12 protein-coding genes and 1 pseudogene are annotated in these 16250 nt (G+C 70.4%); 10 read left to right on the forward strand and 3 right to left on the reverse strand.

The features are described 5' to 3' along the window. Positions 1-317: 317 nt before the first annotated feature. On the reverse strand, positions 318-1778 hold the full coding sequence (locus tag QE388_RS01215; protein ID WP_275798335.1) for an NAD(P)H-quinone dehydrogenase: 1461 nt from the start codon (positions 1776-1778) through the stop codon (positions 318-320). A gap of 78 nt (positions 1779-1856) precedes the next feature. Between QE388_RS01215 and QE388_RS01220 the strand changes: the two genes are divergently transcribed. Further along, positions 1857-2690 carry a purine-nucleoside phosphorylase gene (locus QE388_RS01220; RefSeq protein WP_275798337.1) on the forward strand — a complete coding sequence of 278 codons (834 nt, stop codon included), beginning with the start codon at positions 1857-1859 and terminating at the stop codon, positions 2688-2690. Then, positions 2687-4354 (forward strand): phospho-sugar mutase, encoded by a 1668-nt coding sequence (locus tag QE388_RS01225; RefSeq protein WP_307382359.1) that lies wholly within the window; start codon positions 2687-2689, stop codon positions 4352-4354. The genes QE388_RS01220 and QE388_RS01225 overlap by 4 nt, the downstream gene beginning before the upstream one ends. Positions 4355-4846: 492 nt before the next feature. Here the strand turns inward: QE388_RS01225 and QE388_RS01230 are convergent, their stop codons facing one another. Then, the gene (locus QE388_RS01230) at positions 4847-6775 is read right to left on the reverse strand and encodes a transcription antiterminator (protein ID WP_275798341.1); all 1929 of its coding nucleotides are present in this window, start codon (positions 6773-6775) and stop codon (positions 4847-4849) included. Positions 6776-6943: 168 nt separating this feature from the next. On the opposite strand from QE388_RS01230, the gene QE388_RS01235 reads away from it, so the two are divergent. From QE388_RS01235 to QE388_RS01270, 8 genes are all read left to right on the forward strand, one after another. After that, a complete protein-coding gene (locus QE388_RS01235; protein WP_275798343.1) occupies positions 6944-7276 on the forward strand; it encodes a PTS sugar transporter subunit IIB in 333 nt (110 codons plus the stop codon). Between the two features lie 4 nt (positions 7277-7280). Beyond that, positions 7281-7556 (forward strand): HPr family phosphocarrier protein, encoded by a 276-nt coding sequence (locus QE388_RS01240; protein WP_275798345.1) that lies wholly within the window; start codon positions 7281-7283, stop codon positions 7554-7556. A gap of 26 nt (positions 7557-7582) precedes the next feature. Then, complete coding sequence (gene ptsP, locus QE388_RS01245) at positions 7583-9280, forward strand: phosphoenolpyruvate--protein phosphotransferase (RefSeq protein ID WP_307382362.1); 1698 nt, start codon at positions 7583-7585, stop codon at positions 9278-9280. Between the two features lie 102 nt (positions 9281-9382). Beyond that, the gene (locus QE388_RS01250; protein ID WP_275798348.1) at positions 9383-11053 is read left to right on the forward strand and encodes a PTS mannitol transporter subunit IICB; all 1671 of its coding nucleotides are present in this window, start codon (positions 9383-9385) and stop codon (positions 11051-11053) included. A 103-nt stretch (positions 11054-11156) separates the two neighbouring features. Beyond that, the gene (locus tag QE388_RS01255) at positions 11157-11594 is read left to right on the forward strand and encodes a PTS sugar transporter subunit IIA (protein WP_307382365.1); all 438 of its coding nucleotides are present in this window, start codon (positions 11157-11159) and stop codon (positions 11592-11594) included. Next, entirely contained in the window at positions 11591-12742 is a 1152-nt protein-coding gene (locus tag QE388_RS01260) for a mannitol-1-phosphate 5-dehydrogenase (RefSeq protein WP_307382368.1), read from the forward strand. The genes QE388_RS01255 and QE388_RS01260 overlap by 4 nt, the downstream gene beginning before the upstream one ends. A gap of 107 nt (positions 12743-12849) precedes the next feature. After that, the gene (locus QE388_RS01265) at positions 12850-13629 is read left to right on the forward strand and encodes an alpha/beta hydrolase (protein ID WP_307382371.1); all 780 of its coding nucleotides are present in this window, start codon (positions 12850-12852) and stop codon (positions 13627-13629) included. A 325-nt stretch (positions 13630-13954) separates the two neighbouring features. Further along, entirely contained in the window at positions 13955-14803 is an 849-nt protein-coding gene (locus QE388_RS01270) for a type IV toxin-antitoxin system AbiEi family antitoxin domain-containing protein (protein WP_275798356.1), read from the forward strand. Positions 14804-15133: 330 nt separating this feature from the next. On the opposite strand, the pseudogene QE388_RS01275 reads toward QE388_RS01270, so the two are convergent. Then, positions 15134-16241: pseudogene (locus QE388_RS01275) on the reverse strand (adenosine deaminase). Positions 16242-16250: the final 9 nt, after the last annotated feature.

The following is a 16250-nucleotide window of genomic DNA, read 5'->3' on the forward strand; positions in this document are numbered from 1 at the left end:
GTCGTTCGTACGGTCTCCCCTGACACATAAACGCGATCCACGCGCATAAACGCGAGCACACCGCGTTTGTGCGCGCAAACAGCGTTTATGCGTCGACCGACACCTCACGAAACACCCCAAAGCGACGCATGCCGCGAGTCCGCGGCATCCGCAATGCTCGGCACCCGTCGGATCGCCCCATCCCCGCACATAAACGCGATCCACGCGCATAAACGCGAGCACACCGCGTTTATGCGCGCAAACAGCGTTTATGCGTCGTTCGACACCTCACGAGACACCGGAGGACAACGGATGCCGGGGCCCGGCATCCGCCTTGCTCAGTCCTCGCCGGGATCGTCGCGGTCGACGATGTGCATCGCGCGCGCCGCGTCGGTGATGCTCGACGTGAGCGAGGGGTAGACCGCGAAGACGCGGGCGACCTGGTCGACGGTCAGCCGGCGTTCGACCGCGATCGCCAAGGGGTAGATGAGCTCGGATGCCTTCGGTCCGACGATGACGCCGCCCATGACGGTGCCGCTGCCCTTGCGGGCGATGAGCTTCACGAACCCGTCGGTGATGCCCTGCATCTTCGCGCGGGGGTTCGCCGACAACGGCAGCTTCTTCACGACGCCGGCGATCTTGCCGTCGACGACGTCCTGCTCGCTGAACCCCACCGTCGCGATCTCGGGCGCGGTGAAGATGTTCGCCGTGATCCGGCGCGTCTCGAGCGGGATCACGATGTCACCGAGCGCGTGGAAGATCGCCTGACGGCCCTGCATGGACGCCACGGATGCCAGGGGGAAGAAGTTCGTGCAGTCGCCGGCCGCGTAGATGTTCGGCACCGAGGTGCGCGCGACGCGGTTGACGCGGATGTGCCCGGACGAGGTCATCTGCACCCCCGCCTCCGCGAGGCCGATCCCCGCGGTGTTCGGGATCGAGCCGACCGCCATGAGGCAGTGGCTGCCCTCGATCGTGCGGCCGTCCGCGAGGGTCACGGTGACACCGTCACCGGTGTTCACGACCGAATCGGCACGAGCCTTCGCCAGCAGCGTCATACCGCCGCGCTGGAACACGCGTTCGAGGACGGCCGCGGCATCCTGATCCTCCCCGGGAAGCACCTGGTCGCGGCTCGAGACGAGTGTCACCTTGGCGCCGAGGTTCATGTAGGCCGAGGCGAACTCGGCGCCCGTGACACCCGAGCCGACGACGATGAGGTGCGTGGGAACGGACTTCATGTTGTAGAGCTGCGTCCACGTGAGGATGCGCTCGCCGTCGGGCTTGGCCGAGGGCAGCTCGCGCGGCGAGGCCCCCACCGAGACGACGAGGGTCTCGGCCTCGATGCGGTCGAAGTCGGTGCCGCCGGCCTCGGTCGACACGACCACGGCGCCCGGACCGTCCAGCCGTCCGTGACCCGCGATGATGCGGACGCCCGCCTCGAGCAGCGACGCCCGCATGTCGTCGGACTGCTGCCGAGCGAGCGAGAGAAGGCGCTGGTTGACCGCCGCGAGGTTGATCGCGACCTCGGGGGTGAGGGGCTTGCCCCGGTCGTCGCGCGCGAAGAGCTGCACGCCGAGCTCGCTGGCGTTGCGGATGGCGACGGCCGCATCGGCGGTCGCGATGAGTGTCTTCGACGGCACGACGTCGGTGATGACGGCCGAGCCGCCCACGCCCGCCCGTTCCACCAGAGTCACGTCGGCGCCCAACTGGGCGGCCGAGAGAGCCGCTTCGTAGCCGCCGGGGCCACCGCCGACGATCGCGACGGACTGCTTGCGCTCGAAGCTCTGCACCATGGCATCCATTCTTCCCTAGGGTGCTTCCTTCGAACGACGCGCGGTCCGCGTCTGGCCCGCGAGCCCGCCGCTTTCTAGAGTGGGGGGATGTCCAACAGCACTTCTCACCCGCTCGACGATCCGGCCGTCGACCCGTTCGAGGTCGCCGCAGCCGCGGCGGCCGACATCGCCCGCCTTTCCGGTGTCGAGCACCACGACATCGCCGTCACCCTCGGGTCGGGCTGGGGCCGCGCCGCCGAGCTCATCGGCGAGGAGACGGCGTCGTTCCCCGCGACCGAGGTCGTCGGTTTCTCGAAGCCCGCCCTCGAGGGGCACGTCGGCACGCTCCGGAGCGTCCGCACCCCCGGCGGCAAGAACGTCCTCGTGATCGGCGCCCGCACCCACTACTACGAGGGCCACGGCGTGCGCCGGGTCGTGCACAGCGTCCGCACGGCGGCCGCCACCGGCGCCACCACGATGATCCTCACGAACGGAGCCGGTGGCATCCGCGAGACGTGGAAGCCCGGACAGCCCGTGCTGATCAGCGATCACATCAACCTCACGGCCGACTCCCCTCTCGAGGGTGCGACCTTCATCGACCTCACCGACCTGTACTCGAAGCGCCTGCGCGACCTCGCCCGATCGATCGACCCGACGCTCGACGAGGGTGTGTACACGCAGTTCCGGGGACCCCACTACGAGACTCCCGCCGAAGTGCAGATGGCGAAGACGATCGGTGGGCACATCGTCGGCATGTCGACGTCGCTCGAGGCGATCGCGGCCCGCCAGGCCGGCATGGAGATCCTCGGCTTCTCGCTCATCACGAACCTGGCCGCCGGCATCCAGCAGACGCCACTGAGCCACGCCGAGGTCCTCGAAGCCGGTCGCGAGGCGGAGCCCGTCATCTCGGCGCTGCTCGCCCGCGTGGTCAACGCATTGTGAGCGAGTACCTGGCCGCGGCCCGCGCCTGGTTGGCGCAGGACCCGGATGCCGTCACCCGCGAGGAGCTCGCCGCGCTCATCACCCGCGTCGAAGACGGCGACGACGCGGCCGCCGCCGACCTCGCGGACCGCTTCTCGACGCGCTTGGCCTTCGGGACGGCGGGACTGCGCGGCACGCTCGGCGCCGGCTCGAACCGCATGAACCGCGTGCTCGTGGCTCAAGCGGCGGCCGGTTTCGCCGCGTATCTCCGCGAGAAGCAGCCGGACGGAACGCCGACCGTGGTCGTCGGGTACGACGGTCGACGCAACTCGGACGTGTTCGCGCGCGACTCGGTCGAGATCTTCGCGGGGGCGGGGCTGCACGCGATCCTCCTGCCACGCCTGTTGCCCACGCCCGTGCTCGCTTTCGCCGTGCGGCACCTCGGCGCGGATGCCGGCGTCATGGTCACGGCGAGCCACAACCCGCCCGACGACAACGGCTACAAGGTCTACCTCGGCGGCGCCGACGACGGCGCGCAGATCGTCTCGCCGGCCGACGCCGAGATCGCCGCGCACATCCAGCGCGTGGCGGACGACGGTGACGTCACGATCTTGCCGCGCTCGGTCGGGTACGCCAATGCCCCGGAATCGGTCGTGGAGGCGTACGTCGCCGCGACCGCCGCCGTCGCCCCGGCGCCGGCGGGCGCGGAGGGGCTCCGCTGGGTCTACACCGCGATGCACGGCGTGGGATGGGAGACCGTCTCGCTGGTGCTCGCCGAGGCCGGCTACCCGGCGCCGGTGGTCGTCGAGGCGCAGATCCACCCCGACGGACGCTTCCCCACCGTCGCGTTCCCGAATCCCGAAGAGCCGGGCGCGATGGATCTCGCGTTCGAGACCGCGCGCGCGGCCGACGCCGAACTGGTGATCGCGAACGACCCGGATGCCGATCGCCTCGCGGTCGCGATCCCGGATGCCGAGACCGACGGCGGATGGCGCCGGTTGAGCGGCAACGAGATCGGTCTGCTGCTGGGCTGGCGTGCAGCGCGCGCCGCGGCGGCGGGGACGGGCGGGACGCTCGCGTGCTCGCTCGTGTCGTCGCCCGGGCTGCAGGCGGTGGCCGAGCACTACGGCCTCGACTTCCGCTCGACGCTCACCGGGTTCAAGTGGATCTCGCGCGCCCCGGGCATCGTCTTCGGCTTCGAGGAGGCATTGGGCTACCTCGTGAACCCCGAGGTCGTCCGCGATAAGGACGGGATCTCTGCCGCCGTCGCCCTGCTGGGCATGGCCGCCGACGCTCGAGCCGAGGGCCGGACCGTGGCCGACCTGCTGCGTGAGTTCCGCGAGCTGTTCGGGGCCTTCGCGAGCGACCAGATCTCGATCCGCGTCACCGACGTGAGCGAGATCGCCGGGATCATGGCATCCCTCCGCGCCCAGCCACCGTCCGCGGTCGGCGAGGTCGCTGTGTCGAGAATCGACGACCTGATGCTCGGGGTCGACGGGTTGCCCCCGGGCGACGTACTGCGCATCTGGCTCGAGGACGGCTCGCGCCTCATCGTGCGCCCGAGCGGCACCGAGCCGAAGCTCAAGCTGTACCTCGACGTGCAGGCGAGCTCGGCGAAGAAGGCGAACCGGCGTCTGGCCGCGCTGCGCGCCGGTGCCGAGGCGTTGCTGACCGCGGTGCGCTGACCCGCCCTGCCCCGTTTGGGGCGCGTTTCCGCTCTGCGGCTCGGGGCTTAGGGCGCGTTTCTTCCGCCGGGGCGCGATTCTTGCGCCCTGACGAGAGAATCGCGCCCCAGACCCGGGTTGCGCGTGACGCCCGAACTACTCCTCCCCAGGACGCAATCTTCCGGCACACATCACGGGATGCCACGGAGCCGGGTGCCGCGGTCGCGAACCCCGCCACACTGTCGGTCATGTCCGCACTCGTTCTGCTGTCCCGCGACGACCTCGCCGAGGACGGCGTGAGCTCGTCGGCACTCCGACGACTTCTTGAGACCCGTGAGATGATCCGACTCCGGCTTTGGGGCGCGAACCTTCCGCCGGGGCGTACTTCCGACGCCCCATCCCACGAAACGCGCCCCGAACACGGAAGGCGGACGGATGCCGCCGCCCCGGGATCCGCGGATACGACCACCCCGAGCCCCAGATCGCGGGCGAGCGAGGATGCGTAGCCGCGCCTCAGCCGTCGATCACCGCGACCAGCTCGTCGAGGAACGCCGCGAAGTCCGTGCCCCGCCGCACGATGCGCTGAACGCTCTCGCGCTCGCTGAACACCTCGACGAACTGCTCGAACACCGTCTGGAACGCCTCGCGGTCGGCCTCGCTGAACGCCACGAGGGCCACGACCTGCACGCGACCCTCGCCCCACGCGATCGAGGGGTCGGCGATGCCGATCGCGATGCGCGTCTGGGTCGCGGTCATCCCCATCGCGTGGGGCACCGCGAGGGCGTCGGTGAACGCCGTCGACGAGATGGCCTCGCGCTCCACGGCCCGGGTGACGTAGTCGTCGTCGATGACCCCCTGGTTCGTCAGCAGCGCGCCCAGGTCGCGGATGACGCCCGCCTCGCCGTCGGCCCCGTCGAGGCCGCGCACGAAGGCGTCCGGAGAGAAGTAGCGCTCCAGCTCGGCCCGGAGCCGCGCGAGGCGCCTCCCCCGCCGCACACGCCCGGCCGCCGCCTGCACGCGCTCGACGTCGGCGTCGGTGAGGAACGGCTGGATGCGGACGAACCGGTCGCCCGTGCGGGGAGGGTCGATCGTCGTCAGCACCAGGTCGGTATCGATGCCCTCCCAGACGGGGTCGATGCGCGTCTCGACGCCGACGACCTCGATCGCCTGCCCGAGCGAACGGTCGACGCTGGAGCGCAGCAGCTCGTGCAGTTCGTAGTACCCCGGGCACACGATCGTCGCGGTGAGGAGCTGATCGGCGCGGCGGCTGCGCTCGAGGCGCCCGCCGACGTGCATCGCGACATACGCGATCTCGTCGTCGAGGATCGGGATGCCCAGCGAGTCCTGGAGCCCGGTCGCGATGTAGACCGCCACCTCGAAGATCATCGGGTACGTCGACTTCAACGACCGCGTCAGGGGGTTCCGCGACCACGCCTGCTCTCGAGAGCGGTGCAGCAGGTTCTGCACGTGCAGCGCGAGGCGCAGGATGAAGTCCTCGTGCGCGATGTCGACGAGGAACTGGGATGCCGCCGCCTCGACGACCGCGCGGACGGCTGCCTCGACCTCGGGCGACAGGCGGGAACGGACGTCGTCGGCCGCGGGGGCGCCCGGAGCGACGATCCGTGTGAGCACCAGGGTCGCGAGGTGGCGGAGGTCGCCCTGCCCGAGCTGCACCCCGATGTGCTTGAGGGTCAGACGGTCCAACAGATCCGCGACCGCCGCCGTGGCATCCGATACGTCCGCACCGGTCGATCCGAGGGCCCGGTCGCGGGTGGTCCGGTCCGCGGCGATCGCGATGTGCATGACGACGTCGCCGATGCCGATCTCGTTCACGAAGTAGCCGAGGGCGCCGAGCTCGGCGACCAGCTCGGCCTTGAAGGGACCGAAGGCCCGCGCGCCGACGGACCTCTCGCCGAGCGTTCGCCGCAGCGCGTCGAGGTCGAAGTGCCCGGCATCCATCTCGTCGTGCGCGAGCTTCGACAGCAAGCGACGCTGCGCCACCTCGGTGCCCCGGAGGCGAGCGAGGGATGCCGAGCGCTCGAGCGTCAGCTCGGTCCCGCCGAGCAGCCCCCGCACGCGTGAGAGATCCGCTTCGAGCGTGGCCGCGCTGACGTGCAGAGCGTCGGCCGTCTCGAAGACGTCGATGCCGTCGGCCGAGTCGAGGAGGCGCCGCACCAGGGTGTGGAGGCGATCGCGGGGGGTCCCGGCATCCAATCCCCCGTTCGCCCGCAGCGCGACGGCGGCGTCACTGCCGGCCCGGTAGCCGAGCGGCCCCGACTCGATCGCGCTCATGCCCCCGGCGCGGGCGTTGATCGCCGTCACGTAGGAGCGGATGCTCCGCGGGGTCACCCCGAGGGCGTCCGCCAGAGATGCAGCCGTCGACCACTCCCCGTCGCGCAGCAACAAGGCCAGCAGGCGGTCTTGGCGAGCTTTCGTCGTCACGATCCGTCCTCCGCGCCGCGCCCGGTATGGCAGCGCACCCTCCATCCAACCACGCGACCCGGGTCGCTGCGCGGGCGACCGGCATCCACGTTCCGGGGGGTGGGAAACGAACCTGGTTGTCCGCTGGGAGCCGCTTCCAGACAATCGAGAGGTAAGGAGGCGGGTTCGATGAGGATCCTGGTGGTCTGTGGTGCGGGTGCGTCCAGCACGTTCGTCGCGCAGCGGGTACGCCGCGCGGCCCACGAGCGCGGCCTCGACTATGCCGCCTCCGCGGGAACGCTGCGTTCGCTCCCGATCGATCTCGACGGATGCGATGTCGTCCTCGTCGGCCCCCACCTCGCGGGCGACCTCGACGCGATCGAACGGGATGCCGCGACGCGCGGCGTCAAGGTGGTCCTGCTGCCACCCGACGTGTTCGCCGACCTCGACGGCACGCGCGCCCTCGCCCTCGTCCAGGGGGCGCTCGGCGCCCGACCGCTTCTGACTCACGAGAAGGAGTGATCCCATGCCTCGACTCACCCGCACCGTCCGGATCGGATCGTCCCACGGCCTGCACGCACGCCCCGCGAAGCTGTTCGCACAGGCGGCGAAGGAGTCCGGAATCCCGGTGACCATCGCCAAGGATGCCGGCGCCCCGGTCAACGCCGCGAGCATCCTCGGCATCATCGCGCTGGGCCTGGAGTACGGCGACTACGTCACCCTCACGGCCGACGGCGACAACGCCGAAGCGACCATCGATCGTCTCAGCGAACTGCTGACCACCGACCACGACGCCGCATAACGGCGCGCAGTAAAGGAAACGAGCACATGACGGAACTCCGTGGAGTCGGAATCGGACTGGGCGTCGCCCAGGGACCCATCGCGCGCATGGCGGAGCCCCTGCCCGCCCCGAAGGACGCGAAGAGCGAGCTGAGCGTCGAGGACGAGACCGCGCGCGTGCGCGAGGCCATCGGCGCCGTCGCGCGCGAGCTCGAGGCCCGCGGGGCACAAGCGGGCGGCGCCGCCCGCGACGTGCTCGAGGCCCAGGCGATGATCGCCGAGGACCCGACCCTCGAAGCCGAGGTCGACAGCCGTCTCGCCGCGGGCAAGACCGGCGAGTTCGCCGTGCACGACGCCTTCGCCTCGTTCCGTGAGCAGCTCGTCGCCCTGGGCGGCTACCTCGGCGAGCGCGCCGCCGACCTCGACGACGTCGCCCAGCGCGTCATCGCGCGCCTGCGCGGCGTCGCGGCCCCCGGCATCCCGGATCCCGGTCACCCATTCGTGCTTGTCGCGAAAGACCTGGCCCCCGCCGACACCGCCCTGCTCGACCTCGACAAGGTGCTCGCGCTGGTCACGACCGAGGGCGGCCCCACCTCGCACACGGCGATCCTCGCCCGCGAGAAGTCGATCGTCGCCGTCGTCGGCGCCGCGGGCGCCAAGGACCTCGTCGATGGACAGTCCGTGATCGTCGACGCCGCCGCGGGCGTCGTCACCGTCGACCCGACCGACGACGAGAAGGCCCGCGCGGCGAACCGTGCCGAGGCCCGTGCCGCCGCGGCATCCGCCCCTCTCACCGACGGCGCCCTCGCCGACGGCACCAAAGTGCCCCTGCTCGCCAACCTCGGAAAGCCGGGCGGCGCCGCCGAGGCCGTCGAGCTGGGGGCCGAGGGCGTGGGCCTGTTCCGCACCGAGTTCCTCTTCCTCAGCTCCAGCTCCGCCCCGACCGTCGAGGAGCAGCGCGCCGCGTACACCGAGCTGCTGAGCGCCTTCCCGGGCAAGAAGGTCGTCGTGCGCATGCTCGACGCCGGTGCCGACAAGCCGCTGCCGTTCCTCAACGACGCGCACGAGGAGAACCCGGCTCTCGGCCTCCGTGGCCTCCGCGCACTCCGCGCGAGCGAGGACATCCTCCGCGAGCAGCTGACCGCGCTGGCGGAGGCGGATGCCGCGACCCGCAAGACCGAAGCCGGACCCGCCGACCTGTGGGTCATGGCCCCCATGGTCTCGACCGTCGAGGAGACGCGCTACTTCACCGAGCTGGCCCGCGACTACGGCCTGAAGACGACCGGCGTGATGGTCGAAGTCCCCTCGTCCGCGCTGATGGCGGACCGCATCCTCCAGATCGCGGACTTCGTCTCGATCGGGACGAACGACCTCACGCAGTACACGCTCGCCGCCGACCGCCTGCTCGGTTCCGTCGCGTCGTTCCAGGACCCGTGGCATCCGGCCGTTCTCCGCCTCATCCGCGAGGTCGGTGCGGCGGGCCGCGTGAACGGCAAGCCCGTCGGCATCTGCGGTGAGGCCGCGGCCGACCCGCTGCTCGCCGTCGTCCTCGTCGGGCTCGGTGCGACCACGCTCTCGATGGCGCCCACCGCTCTCGCGGACGTGCGCGCCACCCTCCTCGACCACACCCTTGACGACGCCCTGCGCATCGCCGAGGCCGCCCTGTCCGCCGATGACGCGGCATCCGCCCGCGAAGCAGCCCAGGCCGCTTCCTCGACCCGTGAGGCCGTCCCCGCGGCCTCGTGAACCACCCGGGGGCGGTGACCGCCGCCCCCACCTGCACCACGGCACACGCCGTTCCCCCCACCAGCGCGGCGCCCGCCGCGCACCATACAAGGAGACACAGCAATGACGACGACGTCACCCGCCAAGAAGCCGGGAGGGGCTCGGATCGCGGTACAGCGATTCGGCACGTTCCTCTCCGGCATGATCATGCCGAACATCGCGGCCTTCATCGCATGGGGTTTCATCACCATGCTCTTCATCCCGGCCGGATTCTTCGGTGCGGAAAGCCCCTTCGGACCCGCGTGGCACTGGGCACCGGTCGCCGAGATCCTCGGCGGCGGCGGCGACGCCGCCACCATCGGCTGGCCCGGCGCGATGACCGCCCTCAGCGCGACCGAAGACGGCACGACCTACCAGGGCTACGTGGGCCTCGTGAGCATCATGATCACGTACCTGCTGCCGCTGCTCATCGCCAACACCGGTGGACGCATCGTCTACGGTGCGCGCGGTGGCGTGGTCGGCACGATCGCCGTGATGGGCGTCATCGCCGGTACCAACATCCCCATGTTCCTCGGCGCGATGATCATGGGCCCGCTCGCGGCCTGGATCACCAAGCAGATGGACAAGCTGTGGGACGGCAAGATCCGCCCCGGCTTCGAGATGCTCGTCAACAACTTCTCGGCCGGCATCCTCGGCATGGTCCTCGCGATCGTCGGTTTCTTCGCCTTCGGCCCGGTCTTCCTCGGCATCAGCGCGGTCCTCGGCGGCATCGTCGGCTTCCTGGTGCAGTTCAACCTGCTGCCGGTGCTGTCGATCATCGTCGAGCCCGCCAAGGTGCTGTTCCTCAACAACGCCATCAACCACGGCGTGTTCACCCCGCTCGGCGTCGAACAGGTCGCCGACACGGGCAAGTCGATCCTCTTCCTCATCGAAGCGAACCCCGGCCCGGGCCTCGGCCTGCTCCTCGCCTTCACCTTCTTCGGTGTGGGCGCGGCGAAGGCCTCTGCCCCCGGCGCCATCGTCATCCAGTTCCTCGGTGGCATCCACGAGATCTACTTCCCGTACGCCCTCGCCAAGCCCATGACGATCCTCGCCCTGATCGCCGGTGGCGCCTCGGGTGTCGCCACGAACATGATCTTCCAGGGCGGTCTGGTCTTCCCCGCGGCCCCGGGCAGCATCATCGCGGTGACGGCTGCCGCCGCCGGCGGTGGCGTCGCGAACGTACTCGTCGTCCTGCTGTCGGTCGTCGTCGCCGCTGTCGTGACCTTCCTGATCGCCGGCATCATCCTCCGCGCCTCGCGCAAGCGCGACCAGGAGGCCGAGGGCGACAGCTTCGCCGCGGCCATCGACCAGACCGCCGCGAACAAGGGCAAGGAGTCCGCCGCCCTCGGCGCCCTGCGCACCCGCGCGGCCGGCACCACGGGCGCGGGCACGACCGACGCCGCCGAGAGCGACGTCGACGGCGCCCTCGGCGGTCTCGAGGGCGGCGTGGCCACGAAGCAGCTGAATACCATTGTGTTCGCCTGCGACGCGGGCATGGGCTCCTCGGCCATGGGCGCGAGCGTGCTGCGCAACAAGATCAAGAAGGCCGGCATCGAGGGGGTCACGGTCACCAACCAGGCGATCGCGAACCTCGACGGCTCGGCCGACCTGATCATCACGCAGAACCAGCTGACCGACCGCGCGAAGGCGCAGTCGCCCGACGCGGTGCACGTGTCGGTGGACAACTTCATGAACTCGCCGAAGTACGACGAGGTCGTCGAAATGGTCCGCTCGCAGCACGAGACGAAGTAATCCCCTAGCACGGAGGGGCCGGGACACAACCCCGGCCCCTCCGTCTTCCCGTCCGGCCCGCGGTTTGCGAGGCTGGACAGCACGACGAGAAAGGCGAGAACCCATGTCGAACGTCCTCCGCATCGAATCCGTCCGCATCCACCCCGGAAGCGCCACCCGCGAGGAGGCGATGAAGGAAGCCGCCGATCTGCTCGAAGCCGCCGGCTCCGTCACGGGTGAGTACTTCGCCGCCATGCAGCAGCGCGAGGAGACGGTGTCCACCTACATGGGCAACGAGCTCGCCATCCCCCACGGCACGAACGAGACCAAGCAGGCGATCCTCGAGTCCGGCCTCTCGGTCGTCCGCTACGACGGCGGTGTCGACTGGGGCGGAGAGCCCGTCACCTTCGTGATCGGCATCGCCGGCAAGGGCGACGAGCACCTCGAGATCCTGTCGCAGATCGCGATCCTCTTCTCGGAGGAAGACGACGTCGCGCGTTTGAAGGCGGCCTCGTCGCCCGAGGAACTGTTCGAGGCCCTCTCCGGGTCCGTCAACGCATGAAGGCCGTCCACTTCGGCGCCGGCAACATCGGGCGCGGCTTCGTCGGACTGCTGCTGCACGAGGGCGGGTACGACCTCGTCTTCTCCGACGTGTCCGCCGCGCTCGTCGAGGCCATCAACGCAGCGTCCTCGTACACCGTCCACGAGGTGGGCGAAGGGGGCGTCGACAAGGAGGTGACCGGTTTCCGGGCGATCGACAGTTCCGTGGATGCCGAGACCCTGATCGACGAGATCGCCACCGCCGAGGTCGTCACGACCGCCGTCGGTCCCACGATCCTGAAGTTCGTGGCTCCGCACATCGTCGCGGGCCTCGCCCTGCGCGACCCGGCGCTCGCTCCCCTGCAGATCATGGCGTGCGAGAACGCGATCGGCGCGACCGACCAGTTGCGCGAGCACGTCATCGAGCTCGCGGGAGAGTCCTGGGACGCTCTGGCATCCCGTGCCGTCTTCGCCAACACCGCGGTCGACCGGATCGTGCCGGCGCAGTCGGGTGGAGGCGTCGACGTCACCGTGGAGCCGTTCTACGAGTGGGCGATCGAACGCGCGCCCTTCGGCGACACTCCCCCGCACATCCCCGGCGCGCACTTCGTCGACGACCTCGAGCCGTACATCGAGCGCAAGCTCTTCACGGTCAACACCGGCCACGCCACGACCGCGTACTTCGGGGCGCGTGCCGGGATCGAGCGCATCTCGGACGCGCTCGCCGACCCGGCCATCGCCGCCGACGTCGAAGCGGTGCTGGAGGAGACCAGCGCGCTGTTGGTCGAGAAGCACGAGCTCGACGCCGACGTGCAGGGTGAGTACCGCGCGACGATCCTGCGCCGTTTCCGCAACCCCGCACTGCCCGACACCGTCTGGCGCGTCGGCCGGCAGCCGCTGCGCAAGCTCTCGCGCCACGAGCGCTTCGTCGGTCCCGCCGCCGAGGCGGTCGAGCGCGGCCTCCCCGTCGACGCCCTCGTCGCCGCGATGGCCGCCGCCCTCGAGTTCCAGGATGCCGAAGACATCCAGGCCGTCGACCTGCAGCGCATGCTGCGCGAGCTCGATGCCGAGGCGTTCACCGCCGAGGTGACGGGCCTGGAGCCTTCGCATCCTCTGTTCGCCCGCGTGGTCGAGATCGTCGCCGCACGACAGGCGGCGATCGGCGCCTGAGACGTCCGTTGTTCGGACATCACCGCCGACGTGTCGCCTCGCGCGCGACGTCGGCGGTGGCGTTTGGTGCGAGGCATGGTCCCGGCGGGCGGGGATACGCTCGAGAGGTGACCGATCGCGAGCCCCCTGCCGACTCCCCTGCCGCGCCCCCGCGCCGTCGACGTCGGTGGCTCCGCTGGACGCTTGGCGGCCTGGGTGCCCTCGTGATCCTGCTGGTCGGTGGCATCCTGATCTACAGCCAGGTCGGCGTGATGGGTCCCGAAGCGGGCCCGCTCGCCGAGGCCGAGGCGAACCCCGGGCTCACGATCACCGACGACGGCGCGGGCATCGTGCTCACGCCGACGTCGGGGGCGTCCGGCCAGGGTCTGGTGTTCATCCCCGGAGCCAAGGTGGCGGCCGAGGGCTACATCGCGACCTTCGCCGACACGGTGGTCGATGACGGCGTCACGGTCGTCATCACGCGCCCGTGGCTGAACCTCGCGTTCTTCGACCCGCGCCCCCTCTCGACGTTCACCGACCTCGCACCGGATGTCGCTGTGTGGGCGGTGGGCGGACACTCCCTGGGAGGCGTGCGCGCGTGCCGGCTCGCCACCGACGCCGACGCGCTCGTGCTCTTCGCCTCGTACTGCGCGAACGACCTCTCGGCATCCGGAATCCCCGTGCTGAGCCTGTCCGGTTCGGAAGACGGGCTGAGCACCCCGCAGAAGATCGCGGATGCCAAGGCCGAACTGCCCGCGAACGCCACCTTCGTCGAGATTCCCGGCGCTTCCCACGCCTCCTTCGGCGCCTACGGCCCGCAGCCCGGCGACGGCACCCCCACCGCGGATCCTGCCGAGGTCGACCGTGTGATCGCCGAGGAGCTCGCGGGCTTCCTGCCGCCGCCGTAGCGCGCGTCGGCGTTTGCGGCCGCTCCGGCGCCCTGCCATCAGGTCGCCTCGCCGCCCCGGCGCGCTGCCACCCGGCGCACTGCCACCCGCGCCCCGCCGCCCCGGCCGTGCGGGCTCAGGGCGTTCCGGGCGCCCGGAGCGAGCGAAACTCCTGAAAAACCCGCGCTCGCACGCGAGGTCATCCTGCCACGGGGCGTCTCACGACGAAAAGTCAGGAGTTTCGCCCAAGCGAGAGAGCCGATGGACTCCTCCTCCCCCGCGGGAGTTGTCCACAGATCTGGCCCCACAGCCGTTCCACGGCGGTCGGAACGGCCAGGGTGGGCCGATGGCATCCCTTCCTCCTCCGTCCGGAGAGAATCGCGATGTGGTGTGGACGACGCGCGAGCTCCACGCGGCCGGGTGGTCACGGCGGGCTCTCGCCCGCGCTGTCATCGACGGGACCATCAGGCGGGTGCGGCAGGGGCGGTTCGTCGCAGCCGACACGCACGATGACGTCACCGCGGCGGCGCGTGTCGGCGGGCGGCTCGATTGCATCAGCCTCCTGGCGCTGCGTGGAGTGTTCGTGCACCGTCATGCGGAACGCCACGTGCAGCAAAACCGCTCGGCCAGTCGACGTCCCCCGGCTCCGGACGGCGTCGTCTACCACTGGCGCTCCTCGTCTGCACCGCGAGACTGCTCGACCGTCGGCCTCGTGGAGGCTCTCGCGCAGGCGATCCGCTGCCAACCGCCTCGATCGGCCATTGCGACGCTCGACAGCGCATGGCATCTCGGACTGGTGGACGAAGCCGACATCGCCGAGATCTTCGCGCGCGTCCCGCGTCGCTTCCGGGTGCTGCGTCGCCTGTTGGACCCGCGTGCCGAAGCCGGCACTGAATCGCTCGTCCGTCTGCTGCTTCGCCACCTCGGCTGCGACGTGGAGCTCCAGGTCCGCATCGACGGAGTGGGTCGCGTGGATCTCCTGGTGAACGGGTGGCTCATCGTCGAGTGCGACAGCGAGCGATTCCACGGCACGTGGCACGTCCACAAGAGTGACCGGCGCCGCGACATGGCGGCGCTGGAGCGCGGCTATGCCACGCTTCGCCTCCTCGCCGAAGACATCCTGTACCACCCGGACCGCGTCCGCACCGCACTCGAGCGCATCCTCGCGCACGGCGTACCCGGGCGAAACTCCTGAAATTTTGGTCCTTCGAGCCTGACGAGACCGCTCCTGCCGCCAATCCACCGGATTCTCAGGAGTTCCGCACGACACTGCCCGCCGCTGCTGCTCGGCGACGTGCCGCGGCCCGGCCTGCGGTGAGCAGCAGTCAGGCGGGCCCCCGCCTGCGGTGGGCAGCAGTCAGGCGGGCCAAACTCCTGAGAAACAGAGCGGGCGCGGGCGCGAACCGGGTCTGGTTGACCTCGCGAGCGCGAATCTCAGGAGTTTCGCACGCCGGCACGAGAGACCGCCCTCGCGGGACGCGAAGGGGCGCGGACCGAGAACGGCCCGCGCCCCTGACGGCGCTCCTCAGCGCCGGAAGCCCTCCGAGATGATCTCGATCAGCTCCTCGCGCTCCTCCACGGGCAGGAAGGCGCCGGCCGCGGCGTTCAGCTGGAACGCCTCGAGGTCGTCGAGGTCGTACTCGAACGCCTGCGCCAGCAGCCCCAGCTCGCGAGTGAGCGAGGTCGCGCTCATCAGGCGGTTGTCGACGTTCACGGTGACCGAGAAGTCGAGCTGGTAGAGCAGGTCGAACGGGTGCGCGTCCATCGTGTCGCCCCACGCCGTGACGGCCCCCGACTGCAGGTTCGACGGTCGGCGACAGCTCGAGCGTGATCTCGCGGTCGCGCACCCAGCGGGCCAGGTCACCGAAGGTGACCTGCACCTCTTCGCCCTCGCGCGAGACGACGTCGAGGTCGTTGGCGATGCGCACGCCGTGGCCGAGACGCAGCGCGCGCCCGTCGATGAGGGCGGAGCGGATGGATGCCAGACCGGCACCCTCTCCGGCGTGCACGGTCGTGGGGAAGAACTGTTCCGCGAGGTAGTCGAAGGCCTCGCGGTGACGCGACGGCAGGAAGCCGTCCTCGGGACCCGCGATGTCGAAGCCCACCACGCCTCGGCCGCGCCACGCGACCGCGAGCTCGGCGATGTCGCGCGCGTTGTCGTTGTGACGCAGCGCGGTGAGCAGCTGACCGACTCGGATGTCGTGACCGCGGGCGTCCGCGGCATCCTCTCCCGCTTCAATACCCTCCTGCACGGCGTCCACGACCTCGTCGAGGCTGAGGCCTCGGGTGAGGTGCTGTTCCGGAGCCCACCGCACCTCGCCGTACACGACGCCGTCGGCCGCGAGATCTTCGACGAACTCCTTCGCCGTGCGCACGAGGCCCTCGCGCGTCTGCATCACACCGACCGTGACCGAGAACTTCTCGAGGTAGTCCTCGAGCGAGCCGCCGTCGATGTGGTCGGAGAACCACGTCTCGAGACCCTTCGCGTCGTCGGCGGGCAGGTCGAGATCGATCTCGTCGGCCAGCTCGAGCACCGTCTGCGGGCGGAGACCCCCGTCGAGGTGATCGTGCAATGAGACCTTGGGGAGGTCGGCGATTCTCTTTCGCCCGATGCGGAACTCTTCGGATGCCATGGAGCTCTT

Source organism: Microbacterium sp. SORGH_AS_0969 (assembly GCF_030818255.1).
GTDB lineage: Bacteria > Actinomycetota > Actinomycetes > Actinomycetales > Microbacteriaceae > Microbacterium.